13 protein-coding genes are annotated in these 15,873 nt (G+C 73.1%); 7 read left to right on the top strand and 6 right to left on the bottom strand.

The window, feature by feature from the left end:
• Positions 1 to 11: 11 nt before the first annotated feature.
• From FB467_RS06850 to FB467_RS06840, 3 genes are read left to right on the top strand one after another with little or no spacing between them, the layout of a single operon-like run.
• Positions 12 to 1,700: a DUF885 domain-containing protein gene (locus FB467_RS06850; protein ID WP_141784433.1), complete on the top strand. Its 1,689-nt coding sequence runs from the start codon at positions 12 to 14 to the stop codon at positions 1,698 to 1,700.
• 33 nt (positions 1,701 to 1,733) lie between these two features.
• A complete protein-coding gene (locus FB467_RS06845; RefSeq protein ID WP_141784432.1) occupies positions 1,734 to 2,387 on the top strand; it encodes a Maf family protein in 654 nt (217 codons plus the stop codon).
• Positions 2,384 to 2,839, top strand: a complete 456-nt coding sequence (locus FB467_RS06840) for a hypothetical protein (RefSeq protein WP_141784431.1) — start codon at positions 2,384 to 2,386, stop codon at positions 2,837 to 2,839. Before FB467_RS06845 ends, FB467_RS06840 begins: the two co-directional genes overlap by 4 nt.
• Here the strand turns inward: FB467_RS06840 and nhaA are convergent.
• The 3 genes from nhaA to FB467_RS06825 are packed head-to-tail and all read right to left on the bottom strand — an operon-like array spanning position 2,836 to position 7,560.
• Positions 2,836 to 4,689: a Na+/H+ antiporter NhaA gene (gene nhaA / locus FB467_RS06835; RefSeq protein WP_141784430.1), complete on the bottom strand. Its 1,854-nt coding sequence runs from the start codon at positions 4,687 to 4,689 to the stop codon at positions 2,836 to 2,838. The genes FB467_RS06840 and nhaA overlap by 4 nt on opposite strands.
• A 49-nt stretch (positions 4,690 to 4,738) precedes the next feature.
• Positions 4,739 to 6,331 (bottom strand): acyl-CoA carboxylase subunit beta, encoded by a 1,593-nt coding sequence (locus FB467_RS06830; RefSeq protein ID WP_141784429.1) that lies wholly within the window; start codon positions 6,329 to 6,331, stop codon positions 4,739 to 4,741.
• 44 nt (positions 6,332 to 6,375) lie between these two features.
• On the bottom strand, positions 6,376 to 7,560 hold the full coding sequence (locus tag FB467_RS06825; protein ID WP_141784428.1) for an acyl-CoA dehydrogenase family protein: 1,185 nt from the start codon (positions 7,558 to 7,560) through the stop codon (positions 6,376 to 6,378).
• 83 nt (positions 7,561 to 7,643) lie between these two features.
• On the opposite strand from FB467_RS06825, the gene FB467_RS06820 reads away from it, so the two are divergent.
• Both FB467_RS06820 and FB467_RS06815 read left to right on the top strand, forming a co-directional pair.
• Positions 7,644 to 8,090, top strand: coding sequence for a MerR family transcriptional regulator (locus FB467_RS06820; RefSeq protein WP_141784427.1), 447 nt, complete (start codon positions 7,644 to 7,646; stop codon positions 8,088 to 8,090).
• A gap of 64 nt (positions 8,091 to 8,154) precedes the next feature.
• On the top strand, positions 8,155 to 9,927 hold the full coding sequence (locus FB467_RS06815; RefSeq protein WP_141784426.1) for an acetyl/propionyl/methylcrotonyl-CoA carboxylase subunit alpha: 1,773 nt from the start codon (positions 8,155 to 8,157) through the stop codon (positions 9,925 to 9,927).
• A 75-nt stretch (positions 9,928 to 10,002) separates the two neighbouring features.
• On the opposite strand, the gene FB467_RS06810 is transcribed toward FB467_RS06815, so the two are convergent.
• Together FB467_RS06810 and FB467_RS06805 are read right to left on the bottom strand one after the other, a co-directional pair.
• The gene (locus FB467_RS06810) at positions 10,003 to 11,082 is read right to left on the bottom strand and encodes a DNA polymerase IV (RefSeq protein ID WP_141784425.1); all 1,080 of its coding nucleotides are present in this window, start codon (positions 11,080 to 11,082) and stop codon (positions 10,003 to 10,005) included.
• Positions 11,083 to 11,142: 60 nt separating this feature from the next.
• The gene (locus tag FB467_RS06805) at positions 11,143 to 12,597 is read right to left on the bottom strand and encodes an NAD(P)H-quinone dehydrogenase (protein ID WP_228393268.1); all 1,455 of its coding nucleotides are present in this window, start codon (positions 12,595 to 12,597) and stop codon (positions 11,143 to 11,145) included.
• A 31-nt stretch (positions 12,598 to 12,628) separates the two neighbouring features.
• Here FB467_RS06805 and FB467_RS06800 point away from each other — a divergent pair, with 31 nt between their 5' ends.
• Positions 12,629 to 13,462 carry a purine-nucleoside phosphorylase gene (locus FB467_RS06800; protein WP_141784423.1) on the top strand — a complete coding sequence of 278 codons (834 nt, stop codon included), beginning with the start codon at positions 12,629 to 12,631 and terminating at the stop codon, positions 13,460 to 13,462.
• A gap of 7 nt (positions 13,463 to 13,469) precedes the next feature.
• Positions 13,470 to 15,170: a phospho-sugar mutase gene (locus FB467_RS06795; RefSeq protein WP_141784422.1), complete on the top strand. Its 1,701-nt coding sequence runs from the start codon at positions 13,470 to 13,472 to the stop codon at positions 15,168 to 15,170.
• A gap of 41 nt (positions 15,171 to 15,211) precedes the next feature.
• On the opposite strand, the gene FB467_RS06790 is transcribed toward FB467_RS06795, so the two are convergent.
• Positions 15,212 to 15,829, bottom strand: a complete 618-nt coding sequence (locus FB467_RS06790; RefSeq protein WP_141784421.1) for a hypothetical protein — start codon at positions 15,827 to 15,829, stop codon at positions 15,212 to 15,214.
• Positions 15,830 to 15,873 lie beyond the last annotated feature (44 nt).

Genomic DNA, 15,873 nt, shown 5'->3' with positions numbered 1-15,873 from the left:
AGGTTCGGCGGGTGACCGACACCACACGACCGCAGACCGAGATCGACCGGATCGCCGAGGCGCACCTGGACGCCTTCATCGGGCTGAGCCCGATCACGGCCACCTACCTGGGGACAGAGGGCCGCCACGGGGAGATCGACGACCTCACCATGGAGGGCCTCGGCGCGCGCGCCGAGCTGGACCGCTCGACGCTGGCCGCCCTGGAGCGGGTCAGCCCCGTCGACGACGTCGACCGGGTCACCGTCGCGGCGCTCCGGGAGCGCCTGGGCCTGGCGGGCGAGCAGTGGCAGCGCGTGGTCGACGGCGCCGACCCGGCCCCGCTGAACGTGGTCGCCTGCGCGGTGCAGGAACTGCGCGACGTCTTCGACATCATGCCCAAGGACGGGGAGTCCCACTGGGCCGACGTGACCGCGCGGCTCCGGGCCGTGCCGAGCGCGTTGCGCCAGTACCAGCAGACCCTGTCCTACTCGGCCGAACGCGGCGCCGTCGCGCCCCGCCGCCAGGTGTCCAAGGTCGCGCAGCAGTGTGCCGACCAGGCCGGGGAGGACACCACCTACCAGGCGCTGGTGCGGGAGGCAGCGGCCCAGGACCTGCCGGAGTCGCTGAGGCAGGACCTGGACGGGGCCGTCCGCGAGGCACGCGCCGCCTACGGCGAGCTGGGTGACTTCCTGACCGGCACCCTGCTGGACCGGGCGCCCGAGTCCGACGCCTGCGGCATCGACCGCTACCGGCTGGAGTCCCGGTCGTTCCTGGGTGCCGCCGTCGACCTCGCCGAGACCTACGCGTGGGGCCTGGAGGAGGTCGCCCGGATCGACGCGATGATGCGCGAGACCGCCGAGGCCATCCAGCCCGGCGCCTCGGTCACCGAGGCGATCGAGGTGCTCGACGCCGACCCCGCCTACCAGTTGCACGGCACCGAGGAGCTCCGGGCCTGGATGCAGGTCAAGGCCGACGAGGCCGTGGCGGCGCTCGCCGACACCCACTTCGACATCCCCGGACCGGTCCGCACCATCGAGTGCATGATCGCCCCGAGCCAGACCGGCGGCATCTACTACACGGGTCCCAGCGAGGACTTCAGCCGGCCCGGTCGGATGTGGTGGTCGGTGCCCAAGGGGGTCACCGAGTTCACCTCCTGGCGCGAGCTGACCACCGTCTACCACGAGGGCGCGCCGGGCCACCACCTGCAGATCGGCCAGACCGTCTACCGGAGCGAGCTGCTCAACCGGTGGCGGCGGCTGGCCTCCTGGACGTCCGGGCACGGCGAGGGGTGGGCGCTGTACGCGGAGTGGCTGATGGCCGACCTGGGGTTCATGGACGACCCCGGGAACCGGCTGGGGCTGCTCGACGGCCAGGCGCTGCGGGCGGTGCGCGTCGTCCTCGACATCGGGGTGCACTGCGGGTTCGAGGCACCGACCGAGGTCGGGGGCGGTGACTGGACCTACGACAAGGCCTGGCAGTACCTCACCGCCCACACCCACGGGGAGGAGAACTACACCCGGTTCGAGCTGGACCGCTACCTGGGTTGGCCCGGCCAGGCGCCGTCCTACAAGATCGGCGAGCGGCTCTGGCTGCAGCTGCGCGAGGAGGTCCGGCAGCGGGAGGGCGCCGCCTTCGACCTGAAGGCCTTCCACCGCCGGGCCCTGGACATCGGCAGCGTCGGGCTGGACACGCTGCGCGGGGCCGTGCTCGGAGAGCTCTGACCGGGCGCGTCGGCGCCGGGTTAACCTGACGCGGTGTCCACCCGCCTCGTCCTCGCCTCCGCCTCCCCTGCCCGGTTGAGCACCCTCCGCTCCGCGGGTGTGGACCCCCTCGTCATCGTCTCCGACGTCGACGAGGACGCGGCCCTGCACCGCGCCGAGCAGGTCCACGGACCGCTCCCCGGGGCCGACGTCGCGCTCACCCTGGCGAGGGCCAAGTGCGAGGCGGTCGCGGCCGGCCTCCCCCCGGCCGACCTCGTCCTCGGCTGCGACTCGGTCCTGGAGCTGGACGGGAGCATCCACGGCAAGCCCCGGGACGCGGCGGAGGCCACCACCCGGTGGCGTGCAATGCGGGGGCGCTCCGGGGTGCTGCACACCGGGCACTGGCTGACCGACCTGCGGGACCCGGACGCCGGCGGCAGCGGGGGCACCGTGGGCGGGACCGCCTCCACCACCGTGCACTTCGCGGAGCTGTCCGACACCGAGATCGAGGCCTACGTCGCGACCGGTGAGCCGCTGCAGGTCGCCGGTGCCTTCACCGTCGACGGGCTCGGTGGCCCCTACGTGACCGCCATCGAGGGGGACTTCCACACCGTCGTGGGGCTCAGCCTGCCGCTGCTGCGGGACCTGCTCGGCCAGCTCGGCCTGCTCTTCCACGAGCTCCGGGACCACGGGGTGGGCCGGGGATGACCCCGTCCTCCCCGACCGCGCCGCCGGCGGGCGCGCACCCCCGGGTGTTGCTGGCCGCGGCGGCCGCGGCCTTCGGGGAGGACGCGGTCGTGGACTGGTGCTGCCGGCTCGTCGGGGAACGCGAGCGACCGGACGACCCCGACCTCCGGTGGCTGGGCGGCAGCGAGGACTGGCCCGGCTACTGGTGTCGCGTGTGGGGGTGTCGCGGCCTGCTCTACGTGTGGCCGCCCGGGGAGGCCGGGCGGGGCCGCACCGTGGACGTGGTGGGGCAGGCGCTGCGGGACGAGCACTGGCGGGTGCGGGAGATGGGGCTCAAGGTGGCCAGGGCGCGTGTTCTGGCGGACCTCACCGGGACCGTGGCGCGGCTCCGGGAGGACCCGAACGCCCGCGTGCGGGCCGCCGCGGAGCGTGCCCTGGTCGCGTTGGCCGCGGTCGACGGCCCGGCCGATTAACCCCGCCTCGCGCGCTCGAGCGCCTCGATCAGGGTCCGCGCGTCGTGCGGTCCGCGGTGCCGGTGCCCGTTGACGAAGAAGGTGGGGGTGCCGCGCGCCCCGCTCACCCGGGCACTGTCGGCGGACCGCTGCACCAGGTCGGCGACGTCGGGGTCCTCCAGGTCGAAGGCGAACTGCTCGACGTCCAGGCCGAGCTCGTCGGCATACCCCAGCAGCGACGACGTCTCCAGGGCGTCCTGCCTGCTGAACAGCAGGTCGTGCATCTCCCAGAACCGGCCCTGCCGCCCGGCCGCCTCGGCCGCGACCGCGGCGCCCCACGCGTGCGGGTGCACGTCCTCCAGGGGGAGGTGGCGGACGACATACCGCAGGTCGGCACCGAAGTGCGCGTGCAGGTCCCGCCACATCCCGGTGGCCCGGGCGCAGAACGGACACTCGAAGTCGAGGAACTCGACCAGCGTCAGCGGCGCGTCCGGCTCGCCGCGGACGTGGTCCGCCCCGGACCCCGCCGCCGGCTCCAGGGTCGTCGGGAGGTCGGCCGTGGTCTCCCCCCACCTGCGCGCCGCGAGCCGGAAGATGGCCCACCCGAGCGCGGCCGCCAGCACCATGGCCAGCAGCACGCCGACGGTCGCCTCCCGGCCGAGGTCGGAGGCGCTGTCGAAGGCGAGGCCGATGATCAGCAACGAGACGGTGAACCCGATGCCGGAGAGCGCGGCACCTCCCAGCACGCTCCCCCGTCCCACCCCCTCGGGCAGCTGGCCCAGTCCCAGCCGCACGGCGGCGAACGTCGCGAGCGCGATGCCGACCAACTTGCCGACCACCAGGCCCAGCACCACGCCCCAGGTGACGGTCGACCCCAGCGACTCCCCGAGCAACCCGCCGCGCAGGTCGACGCCCGCGTTGGCCAGGGCGAAGACCGGCACGATCACCAGCGCGGAGGCCCCCCGGAGCGACTCCTGGAGCCGCTCGTTGACCGAGATGGACCGGGCCAGCCCGCGGCGGACCGACCGTTCGACCCCGGCCTGCGGCGACTGCCAGTAGTCCCGGAACAGGGTCCTGGCCGCCTCCACCTTGTGCCGCTGCGTGGCGTAGGCCGGCACCAGCAGCCCCGCGGCCATCCCCGCGAGCGAGGGGTGGACGCCCGCGGTGACGGTGGCGTACCAGAGGAGGACCACCACCACGACATACGGGGCGCTGCGCCACTGCCGGGTGCGGGCGAGCAGCCAGAGCGCGCCAAGACACCCCACCGCCACCAGCAGCGGCACCACCTCGAGGTCCTCGCTGTAGACCAGCCCGATGATGGAGACCGCGAGGAAGTCGTCGACCACGGTGAGCGTGAGCAGGAAGATCCGCAGCTGGTTGGACAGGGCGGGACCGACGATGGCGAGCGCCCCCAGCAGGAACGCGGTGTCGGTCCCGACGACGACGCCCCACCCCCGGGCGGCCTCACCGCCCCCGACGACGGCCAGGTAGATCAGGGCGGGCACGAGCACCCCGGCCAGTCCGGCCACCAGGGGGACCCGTGCTCGGCTGCGGTCGCGGAGCGCGCCGACCGCGAGTTCCTGCCGCACCTCGAGCCCGATCAGGAAGAAGAAGATCACCATCAGGCCGTCGTTCACCCAGTGGTGCAGGTCCATGTCCAGGGTGAGGTCGCCCACCCGCAGGCTCACCGGGGTGTGCCACAGCGCGGTGTAGGAGCCCGACCAGGGCGAGTTCGCCCACAGGAGGGCCACGAGGGTGACCACGACCAGGAGCCCGGCAGCGCCGGACTCGGTGCGCAGCCGCCCGAGCACCCCGTGCAGCGACGCCACCCCGGCCCCGCCGGGCGACCCTGGACGCGAGGCGCGAGTCATCCGGGCAATCTACGCCCGGGCCGGCCGGAGCGCGGCCGGGACCGGGGGATCAGACCGGCGGGACCCCGTGCCGCTTGGTCGAGAAGTGCCGGTCCCGGCGGGCGGCGTAGCGCAGCCGGTGGAGCAACTCCTCGCGCAGCGCGTCGGCCTCGACGATGCCGTCGATGACCAGGTCGGCGGCGAGCCGCTCCAGGTCGACGTCCTCCTCGTACTCGGAGCGCCGGGCCGCGACGAAGGCGCTCTGCTCGTCGGGGTCCTCGATCTCGGCGATCTTGTTGGCGAAGACCGCGTTGACCGCGGCCTCTGGGCCCATCACCGCGATCTTTGCGGTCGGCAGCGCCAGCGTGGCGTCCGGCCCGAAGCCGGGTCCGCCCATCGCGTACAGCCCGGCGCCGTAGGCCTTGCGGAGCACGACGCAGAACTGCGGGACGGTGGCCTCGGACACCGCGGACACCATCTTGGCGCCGTGCCGGATGATCCCGCCCCGCTCGACCTCGGAGCCGATCATGAAGCCCGGCACGTCGGCCAGGTAGAGCAGCGGGATGCCGAAGGCGTCGCACAGCCAGATGAAGCGGGCCGCCTTGTCGGCGGAGTCGGTGAACAGCACCCCGCCCTTGACGGCGGAGTTGTTCGCCACGATCCCGACGGTCTCGCCGTCCATCCGGCCGAAGCCGATCACCAGCTCGGCCGCGAACAGCGGCTTGATCTCGAAGAAGCTGTCGTCGTCCACCAGGCCGTCGATGACCTCGTGCACGTCGAACGGCTGGGACTCGGCCTCCGGGACGGTGTGCCGGGTCAGCGGCGCCGCGGGGGCCTCCGCCACGTAGCGGGGTGCCGGAGCCTGCCAGGTGTCCGGGACGTACGAGAAGTAGAGCTTGGCCAGCTCGATCGCCTCGGTGTCGTCCTGTGCCAGCAGGTCCCCCACGCCGGACACGGTGCAGTGCATCCGGGCACCGCCCATCTCCTCCAGGGAGACCTTCTCGCCGACGACCATCTCGGCCATCCGGGGGCTGCCGAGGTACATGGAGGCGTTGCCCTCGACCATGATGATGATGTCGGTGAAGCTGGGGATGTAGGCGCCGCCGGCGGCCGACGGACCGAACAGGCAGCAGATCTGCGGGACCTTCCCGGAGAGCGCGACCTGGTTGTGGAAGATCCGGCCCGCGCCGCGCCGCCCGGGGAACAGGTCGACCTGGTCGGTGATCCGGGCACCGGCGGAGTCGACGAACCAGAAGATCGGCAGCTCCTCGCGCAGCGCCGCCTCGGTGGCCCGGATGATCTTCTCGACGGTGCGCGCCCCCCAGGAGCCCGCCTTGACGGTGGGGTCGTTGGCCACCACGATCGCGGGCCGGCCGTCGACCTCCCCACGCCCGGTGACCACGCCGTCGGCCGGTAACCCCTGGGCGGTGGCGTTCGCGTACCGCCCGTCCTCGACGAAGGTGCCCTCGTCGAAGAGCAGCGCGATCCGGTCCCGCACGTAGAGCTTGTGCTGGCCGTCCAGCTTGGCGCGCGCCTTGTCGGTGGGCGCCTCAGAGGCCAGGTATGCCGAGGCGAGCCGCCGGCGCAGGTCGCCCACCTTGGCGTCGCCGCCCTCCGACGGGTCGGCGAAGGGGGTGCGTCCGCGGTCGGTCCGGGGTGTCATGGGTGTCATCGTGTCAGGTCCCGTCGCGTCGGTGTGCCGGACGGTCAGGCGGTGGGCAGGCCCAGGCCCCGGCCGATCAGCATCCGCTGGACCTCGGAGGTCCCCTCACCGACCTCGAGGATCTTGGCGTCGCGGAAGAACCGGGCGACCGGGTACTCCTCCATGAAGCCGTTGCCGCCGAAGATCTGGGTGGCGGTGCGGGTGGCCGTGACGGCCGCCTCCGTGGCGTACAGCTTGGCGATCGAGGCCGCGTGCTTGACCTCGGCGACGCCCCGCCGGCCGGCCTCCTGCTCGTCCTTGAGCCAGGCCGCCTTGTAGGTGAGCAGCCGGGCGGCCTCGACGCTGACGGCCAGGTCGGCGAGCTGGAAGGACACACCCTGGTTGACCCCGATCGGCTTGCCGAAGGCGATCCGGGTCTTGGCGTACTCGGTGGACTCCTCGAGCATCCGCTGGGCGCAGCCGACGGCCAACGAGGCGATCGCGATGCGGCCGTCGTCGAGGGTCTTCAGGAACTGCTTGAACCCCTCCCCCCGCTGGCCGAGCAGGTTGGTCTCCGGGACCTGGCAGCCCTCGAAGGTCAGGCCGTGGGTGTCGGAGATGTGCCAGCCGAGCTTGCGGTAGGCCGGCTCCACGGTGAAGCCGCGCGTGCCCGCGGGGACCATGATCGCGCTGATCTCGGCCTTGCCGTCGGCGGTCTCGCCGGTGCGGGCGGTGACGGTGACGACGGAGGTGATGTCCGTGCCGGAGTTGGTGATGAACGCCTTGGCACCGTTGATGGTCCACTGTCCGTCGGCCAGCGTGGCCCGGGTCCGGGTGGCCCCGGCATCCGAGCCCGCCTCGGGCTCGGTGAGGCCGAAGCCGGCCAGCGCCCGTCCGGCGATCAGGTCCGGCAGCCAGGTCTGCTTCTGCTCGTCGTTGCCGTAGGTCAGGATCGGGTTGATCCCCAGCCCCACGCCCGCGGACAGGGTGATGCCGATCGACTGGTCCACCCGGCCGAGTTCCTCGATCGCCAGGCACAGGTAGGTGAACCCGCCCTCGTCCAGCCCGGCCCCGCCGAACTCCTCGGGGGCGTTCAGGCCGAACAGGCCCAGCTCACCCATCTTGGGCACCAGGTCGGCCGGGAAGTGGCTGTCCCGGTCCCACGCCTCGACGTGCGGGGCCACCTCGCCCTCGGCGAAGTCGCGCACCAGGTTGCGGAAGTCCTCATGGTCCTTGGTCAGCTCGAACATCGGTGCCGGCCTTTCGCTGCAGGGTCGTGCACCGGTCGGCGCACTGCTTGACGTTGACGTAAACGTAAAGCATTCTGGTGTCCATGACAAGTGCACCGGCCCTGCGCCCCACCGACCCGGGTGACGACCGCACCCCGGACCCCGGCCGGACCTGGACGATCGCCCAGGTCGCCGAGGAATTCGGGATCACGCACCGCACCATCCGGCACTACGAGGACCTGGGGCTGGTCTCCCCCGAGCGGCGGGGCACCGTGCGCGTCTACCACCGCAGGGACCACATCCGGATGCAGCTGATCATGCGGGGACGCCGGCTCGGCTTCTCCCTGGAGGAGATCCGCCGCATCATCGGGATGTATGACGAGCAGCCCGGCGAGGTGGGCCAGTTGCGCTACCTGCTGGAGCAGATCGAGCGCCAGCGGGAGGACCTCCTCGCCCGCCAGCGGGACATCGAGGCGGCGCTGGGCGAGCTCGAGGGGGTCGCCGAGCGCTGCCGCGCCGACCTGACCCGGCTGGCGGGCACCGATGGCTGAACCGACGACCCCGCCGGGCGGGCGCGCTGCCCCTGTCGCGGGCGGGGGCACTAGAGTTCGGCGCATGCCGATCAGCAAAGTCCTCATCGCCAACCGCGGCGAGATCGCCGTGCGCATCGCCCGGGCCTGCACGGACGCCCGCCTGGGCTCGGTCGCCGTGTATGCCGAGCCGGATCGCGACGCACTGCACGTCAAGGTGGCCGACGAGGCCTACTCGTTGGGCGGCAGCACACCCGGCGACTCCTACCTGGTGCAGGAGAAGCTGCTCGAGGTGGCCCGGCGCAGCGGCGCGGACGCCGTGCACCCCGGCTACGGCTTCCTCGCCGAGAACGCCTCCTTCGCCCAGGCGGTCATCGATGCCGGGCTGACCTGGATCGGGCCTGGTCCCGAGGCGATCGACGCGCTGGGCGACAAGGTCAAGGCGCGGCACATCGCCACCGCCGCCGGCGCGCCCCTGGTGCCCGGCACCAAGGACCCGGTGGCCGACGCCGACGAGGTCGTGGCCTTCGCCCAGGAGCACGGCCTCCCCGTGGCGATCAAGGCGGCCTACGGCGGCGGGGGACGCGGCCTGAAGGTGGCCCGCACCATCGAGGAGATCCCCGAGCTGTTCGACTCGGCCGTCCGCGAGGCCGTCTCCGCCTTCGGCCGCGGTGAGTGCTTCGTCGAGCGCTACCTGGACAAGCCCCGACACGTGGAGACCCAGTGCCTGGCCGACCAGCACGGCACGGTCGTGGTCGTCTCGACCCGCGACTGCTCCCTGCAGCGCCGGCACCAGAAGCTCGTGGAGGAGGCGCCCGCACCCTTCCTCACCCAGGAGCAGCACGACGAGTTGGTCCGGGCCTCGACCGCGATCCTCACCGAGGCCGGCTACGTCGGCGCCGGGACCTGTGAGTTCCTGGTCGGGCAGGACGGCACGATCTCCTTCCTCGAGGTCAATACCCGGCTCCAGGTGGAGCACCCGGTCAGCGAGGAGGTCACCGGGATCGACCTGGTCCGGGAGCAGTTCCGGATCGCCGACGGCGAGCCGCTGGGGTACGACCACACCACCGTGCGCGGACACTCGATCGAGTTCCGGATCAACGGCGAGGACCCGGGGCGCGGCTTCCTGCCGGCCCCCGGCAGCGTGTTGACCTACCAGGTCCCCAGCGGGCCCGGCGTCCGCCTGGACTCCGGTGTCGAGCAGGGCGACGTCATCTCCGGCGCGTTCGACTCGATGCTGGCCAAGCTGATCGTGACCGGCCGGGACCGCGCCGAGGCGCTGGCCCGTTCCCGTCGCGCGCTCGCCGAGTTCCGGGTCGAGGGGATGCCCACGGCGCTCACCTTCCACCGCGCCGTCGTCGACGACCCGGCCTTCGCCCCGGCGGACCCGACCACGCCGTTCTCGGTCCACACCCGCTGGATGGAGACCGAGTTCGACAACACCATCGAGCCCTACTCCGGCCCGACCGCGGACGGGGAGTCCGAGGCGGAGCCCCGGCAGACCATCGTGGTCGAGGTCGGCGGCAAGCGGCTGGAGGTCTCGCTCCCCGGCGATCTCGCCCTCGGGGGCGGGGGCGGCACCGGCGGGGCCCGCAAGAAGGCCCCCAAGCGGGCTCGTGGCGGCTCGGCCGCGGCCGCGGCCTCCGGAGACGCGGTCACCGCCCCCATGCAGGGCACGATCGTCAAGATCGCCGTCGAGGAGGGTCAGGAGGTCGCCGAGGGCGACCTGGTCGTGGTGCTGGAGGCGATGAAGATGGAGCAGCCGATCAACGCCCACAAGGCCGGCACCGTCACCGGTCTCAGCGCCTCGGTCGGGGAGACGGTCGGCAACGGCGCCACCATCTGCGAGATCGCCTGACCGGGGTCGGCCCGGTCCCCACCGTCACCGCCCGTCGCACCGCCCCGTCGCCCGGGGACCGTCATGCGGGTGGGTTCAGAGCCGCCCGCGCACCGGGGTGCGCTCGGCAGGGTCGCCCTCCTCGGGCATGACCAGCTCGGCCCGCACGCCCAGCAGCCGCACCTCCCGCTCGGGGTCGAGGCGGTCGACCAGGTCCAGGGCGGCCTGGACGACGTCCTCCGGGCGCCGGGTCGGCGCCGGCAGCTTGTGGCTGCGCAGGAAGGTCTGGAACGGGGCGTAGCGCACCTTCAGCCCCACCCGGAACACCGGCCGCCCCTCCGCCGCCGTGTCCTCGACGACGCGTTCGGCCAGTTCCCGGACAGCCTCCCGCACCTGGTCCGGGGTGGTGAGGTTCTGTTGGAAGGTGGTCTCCCGGCTGCGCCCGCGGGCGATCCACGGGCTGTCGTCGACCACGGTCGGCCCGAGCCCGTGGCCGAGGTCGGCGTACCAGGCACCCATCCTGGGTCCGAACTCGGCGACCAGCTCCTCCCGCGGAGCCGCGGCGAGCTCCGCGACGGTCCGGATGCCGTGACCCTCCAGCCTGCGGGACACCTTGGGGCCGACGCCCCACAGGTCGATCACCGGGCGCTCCCCCATCACCGGGAACCAGTTCTCCGCGGTCAGTCGGAACATCCCGCGCGGTTTGCCGAAGCCGGTGGCGATCTTGGCCCGCACCTTGGTGTCACCGATCCCGACCGAGCAGTGCAGCCGGGTGGCGGCCAGCACCGTCTCGCGCACCCGCAGGGCGAACGACTCCGGATCGTCGGTGCTCACCCCGAGGAAGGCCTCGTCCCAGCCGAGCACCTCCACCACTGCGAGTTCGCGCAGGGTGGCCATGACCTGCTCCGACGCCTCCTCGTAGGCGGGGTGGTCCACAGGCAGGAGCACCGCCCGGGGCGCCTTGCGCACCGCGACGCGCAACGGCATACCGGACCGGATGCCGAGCTCCCGGGCGGCGTAGGAGGCGGTGGCGACGACCGCCCGCTCGGTCGGGTCGCCGCGCCCGCCGACGATCACCTGTCGGCCCGCGAGCTCGGGGTGCCGCAGCACCTCCACCGCGGCGATGAACTCGTCGAGGTCGACGTGCAGCACCCACGGCCGGGGTCCGTCAGCCATCCCCCCAGTCTGCCCGACGCGCCCGACCGGGGACGGTCAGCGGGCCAATCAGTCGGGCATTCAGTCGGCCATCGAGTGCAGCTGCCGGGCGGCCTCGGCGACGGAGCCGGACATCGAGGGGTAGACCGTGAAGGTGGAGGCGAACTGGTCGACGTTGAGCCGGTTGGCGACGGCGAGCGCGATCGGGAAGATCAGCTCGCTGGCGCGTGGCGCCACGACCACGCCGCCCAGGATGGTGTCGCTGCCCTTGCGGGCGAAGATCTTCACGAAGCCGTCGCGCACGTTCTGCATCTTCGCCCGCGGGTTCTTGGTCAGCGGCAGCATCACGCCGCGGGCCTCGACCCGGCCCTCGTCGATGTCGGCCTGGGAGATGCCGACGGTCGCGATCTCGGGGTCGGTGAAGATGTTGGAGGACACCCGGCCCAGCGACAGCGGGGCCACCGCGTCGCCCAGGGCGTGCGCTATCGCGATCCTGCCCTGCATGGCCGCGACGGAGGCCAGCGGCAGCACGCCCGTGACGTCACCGGCCGCATAGATCCCGTTGACGTTGGTCCGGGACACCCGGTCGACCTCGATGTGGCCGGCCCGGCCCAGCACGACCCCGGCCTCCTCCAGGCCCATGTCGGTGGAGTTCGGCAGGGACCCGACGGCGAGGAGGGCATGGCTGCCCTCGACGGTGCGCCCGTCCTCGAGCTCGACGACCACCCCGTCCCCCGCGCGCTGGACCCCGGCGGCCCGCGAGCGGTTCAGCACCTCCATCCCCCGGCGCCGGAAGACGTCCTCCAGCACGTTCGCCGCGTCGGCGTCCTCGCCGGGCAGCACCCGGTCCCGGGAGGACACGAGCACGACCTCGCAGCCCAACCCGAGGTAGGCGTGGGCCAGCTCGGCACCGGTGACACCTGACCCGATGACGATCAGCCGGGTCGGCAGCTCCTGGAGCTCGTAGATCTGCTGCCAGGTGAGGATCCGCTCCCCGTCGGGCACGGCCGTGTCCATCACCCGGGGCCGGGCACCCGTCGCGATCAGGGTGACGTCGGCGGGCAGCTGCACGGTCCGTCCCGCACGGACCTCGCCCTCGGAGGGCGCCGGTTGCTCCCCCGACTCGACCGCGTCGACCTCGGTCGCCACCTCCACCAGGCCCGGCTCGAGCAGCCGCCCGGCGCCCCGGACGATGTCGATGCCGTTGGACTCCAGCCGTTCGGCGATGTCGGTGCTCTGGGCGGTGGCCAACGTCATGATCCGAGCATTGATCTCACCCAGGTGCGCGGTGACCCCCTGGTCCCCCGGCGCCCCGTCGAAGCCGACCCCGATCCGCTTCGCCGCCGAGAACCGGTCCATGAAGTCGGCGGTCGCGATCAGCGCCTTGCTGGGGACGCAGTCGGTCAACACCGCCGCCCCTCCCACGGACTCCCGCTCGACCACCGTCACCTGGGCGCCGAGCTGCGCCGCTGCCAGTGCCGCCTCGTACCCCCCGGGTCCGCCACCGATCACCACGACTGACTTCTGAGTACTCACCGGACCATCCAACCATCGGTACGCTGAGCCGGTGAACTCCCGATTCCCCGACCTGTCCGATCCCCAGGTGGATCCGTTCGCCGTGGCGCAGGCCGCGGCCGATGTCATCGCCGAGCGCAGCGGCGTGCCCGACCACCACGTCGCCCTGGTCCTCGGCTCCGGCTGGGGAGCGACCGGGGACCTGATCGGCGAGACCGTGGCCACGATCGAGAACACCGACGTCCCGGGCTTCTCCGCCGCCGCCGTCGCGGGACACTCCGGCGCGATGCGGTCGGTCCGGATCGGTGACACGGACCGGCACGCCCTGGTCTTCGGCACCCGGACCCACTTCTACGAGGGGCGCGGCCTGCGGGCCGTCGTGCACGGGGTGCGCACCGCAGCCGCCGCCGGGTGCCGCACCATCGTGCTCACCAACGGCTGCGGGGGGCTGAACCCGGACTGGGCGCCCGGCACCCCGGTTCTCATCCGCGACCACCTCAACCTGACCGGTGCCTCCCCGATCGAGGGGGCCACCTTCGTCGACCTCACCGATCTCTACACGCCGCGGCTGCGCGAGCTGGCCCTGGAGGTCGACCCGGATCTCGACTCGGGCGTGTACGCCCAGTTCCGCGGGCCGCACTACGAGACCCCGGCCGAGGTGCAGATGGCCAAGATCCTGGGCGCCGACCTCGTCGGCATGTCCACCACGCTGGAGGCGATCGCCGCCCGGCAGGCTGGCCTGGAGGTGCTGGGCATCTCGCTGGTCACCAACCCGGCCGCGGGGATCAGCCCGGAGCCGCTGTCCCACGAAGAGGTCCTCGAGGCCGGCCAGGCCGCGGCCCAGCGGTGCGGCCGCCTGCTCGCCGACATCGTCGGCCGGATCTGAGGCCGGGATGACCGAGCCGTATGCCGACCCGTCCGGCCGCGCAGACCTCATCGCCCGGGCCCGGGCCTGGGTGGACGACGACCCCGACGAGGTGACCCGCGCGGAGCTCGCCCGCCTGCTGGACCGCGTCCAGGGCACCGACGAGGCCGACGCTGCCGAGGCCACCGAGGACCTGGCCGACCGGTTCGCCGGGCTGCTGCAGTTCGGCACCGCCGGGTTGCGCGGTGCCCTCGGCGCGGGTCCCAACCGGATGAACCGGGTGGTCGTCATCCGGGCCGCGGCCGGCCTGATGGCCTACCTGAAGGAGCGGGTGGACCCCGAGCCGACCGTGGTCATCGGGTTCGACGCGCGCTACAACTCCGACGTCTTCGCCCGCGACACCGCCGCCGTGGTCACCGCCGCCGGCGGGCGGGCGATGGTGCTGCCCAGGCCGCTGCCCACGCCGGTCCTCGCCTTCGCGATCGGCCACCTGGCGGCCGATGCCGGGGTGATGGTCACGGCCAGCCACAACCCGCCGCAGGACAACGGCTACAAGGTCTACCTCGGCGACGGGTCGCAGATCGTGCCACCCGCCGACGCCGACATTGCCGCGCACATCGGCGCGGTGCCGTCGGCCGCCTCGGTGCCGCTGGCGACGCAGGGGTGGCAGACCCTGGACGACCGGTTGGTGCAGGCCTACGTCGCCGCCGCGGTCGGGGTGCTCGACCCGGCCGGCCCGCGCGAGGTCTCCATCGTGCACACCGCGCTGCACGGCGTCGGCTCGGCCGTCCTGGTGGAGGCCTTCCGGGCGGCCGGTTTCCCCGAGCCCTCCACCGTGCTGACGCAGTCGGCACCCGACCCGGACTTCCCCACCGTGGCCTTCCCGAACCCCGAGGAGCCCGGGGCGATCGACGCCGCGCTGGCGCTGGCCGAGCAGGAGTCCCCGGACATCGTCATCGCCAACGACCCCGACGCGGACCGGTGCGCCGTCGCGGCCCCCGGCCCGGACGGCTGGGCGATGCTGCGTGGTGACGAGGTGGGCGCCCTCCTGGGCTGGCACGTGATCGCCCGCCGGATCGACCCGACGTCGGACCGCACGGTGCTGGCCCGCTCCATCGTGTCCTCCCGCCTGCTGGGCACCATGGCGGCGGCTGCAGGGCTGCCCGCCGCGGAGACGCTCACCGGCTTCAAGTGGATCGGCCGGGTCCCGCACCTGGCCTTCGGCTACGAGGAGGCGCTGGGCTACTGCGTCGACCCGGGCACCGTGCCCGACAAGGACGGCATCTCCGCGGCCCTGATGATCGCCGAGATCGTGGCGGGCCTGCGGCGCGAGGGGCGCACGGTGCGGGAGGTGCTCGACGACCTGGCCCGCGAGCACGGCGTCCACCAGACCGACGCGTTCGCCGTGCGGGTGGAGGACCTCACGCTGATCGGGACCGTGATGGACCGGCTCCGCAGCACGCCGCCGCAGGAACTCGGCGGGGTGGCCGTCGCACGGGCGGAGGACCTGGCGCAGGGCAGCGACGACCTCCCACCGACCGAGGGGCTGCGCTACTACCTGGCCGACGACACCCGGGCGATCGTGCGTCCGAGCGGGACCGAGCCCAAGCTGAAGGTGTACCTCGAGGCGATCGTCCCGGTCGAGGGTGAGCTCGCCACGGCCAGGCAGGAGGCGGCCCGCCGCCTGGCGGCCGTGCGGGCGGACCTGGAGGTCCTCACCCGGGTCTGACGCCGGATCACCGAGCGGCGCCGGCCGGTGTGGTGCGCGGGTCAGCCGGCGAGCAGCGCCACGACGAGGAACACCAGCGTCGCGGCCAGTGGTCCGAGGGCGGACCACGCCCACCGGACCCGGGCCGGCTGGCCCTCCTCGGTGCGCCCGCCCTCCATCTGCCACCGCTGCACGGCGTGTTCCACGTGCCCACGGACGTGCTCGGCGTGCACCGACTCCCGGGCCCTGCCCTTCTGGGTGGCCTCGGCGTAGCTGTCGATCGGGCGGCGCAGACCGTAGTCGCGGCGGGCCGGGACGGCCCACGAGCTGTGCGTCCGCCCGGCGGTGTCGACCACCTCCAGCGCCCACCGGTTGCCGATCCGCGCCACGTGCTCGAAGGGCACGTCGACGTCGGTCACCAGGTTGCTCAGGTGGATCCCGGTCCGGCTGAGCCGCACGCAGGGACGCAGCAGCACGACCCACACGACCGCGATCACCAGGGCCATCACCGCGATCGGGGTCAGCACGCTCAGGTCGCGCTCCTGCTCCCCCCGGGTCAGCAGGACACCCATCACGACGCACACGACGACCAGGCCCAGCCCGATCACGCGGGCGGGCAGGGTGCGGAAGGTCCGGTCGACGCCGTCCTGGTGGGAGTCGGAGCGCGGTCGCATCGTCATGGTCCGGCCAGTCTAGGGAACCCGCACCCTCACCAGGGGCAGCA

The sequence above is a fragment of the Ornithinicoccus hortensis genome, from assembly GCF_006716185.1.
Taxonomy (GTDB): Bacteria; Actinomycetota; Actinomycetes; order Actinomycetales; family Dermatophilaceae; genus Ornithinicoccus; species Ornithinicoccus hortensis.
The sequence above is the reverse complement of the archived record's forward strand: the minus strand, read 5'-3'. Positions and strand labels throughout refer to the sequence as shown.

Coding starts and splice junctions, on each gene's coding strand:
- nhaA (WP_141784430.1), bottom strand. CDS start 4,689: ATGACTCGCGCCTCGCGTCCAGGGTCGCCCGGCGGGGCCGGGGTGGCG.
- FB467_RS06815 (WP_141784426.1), top strand. CDS start 8,155: ATGCCGATCAGCAAAGTCCTCATCGCCAACCGCGGCGAGATCGCCGTG.
- FB467_RS06840 (WP_141784431.1), top strand. CDS start 2,384: ATGACCCCGTCCTCCCCGACCGCGCCGCCGGCGGGCGCGCACCCCCGG.
- FB467_RS06825 (WP_141784428.1), bottom strand. CDS start 7,560: ATGTTCGAGCTGACCAAGGACCATGAGGACTTCCGCAACCTGGTGCGC.
- FB467_RS06820 (WP_141784427.1), top strand. CDS start 7,644: ATGACAAGTGCACCGGCCCTGCGCCCCACCGACCCGGGTGACGACCGC.
- FB467_RS06790 (WP_141784421.1), bottom strand. CDS start 15,829: ATGACGATGCGACCGCGCTCCGACTCCCACCAGGACGGCGTCGACCGG.
- FB467_RS06810 (WP_141784425.1), bottom strand. CDS start 11,082: ATGGCTGACGGACCCCGGCCGTGGGTGCTGCACGTCGACCTCGACGAG.
- FB467_RS06795 (WP_141784422.1), top strand. CDS start 13,470: ATGACCGAGCCGTATGCCGACCCGTCCGGCCGCGCAGACCTCATCGCC.
- FB467_RS06830 (WP_141784429.1), bottom strand. CDS start 6,331: ATGACACCCCGGACCGACCGCGGACGCACCCCCTTCGCCGACCCGTCG.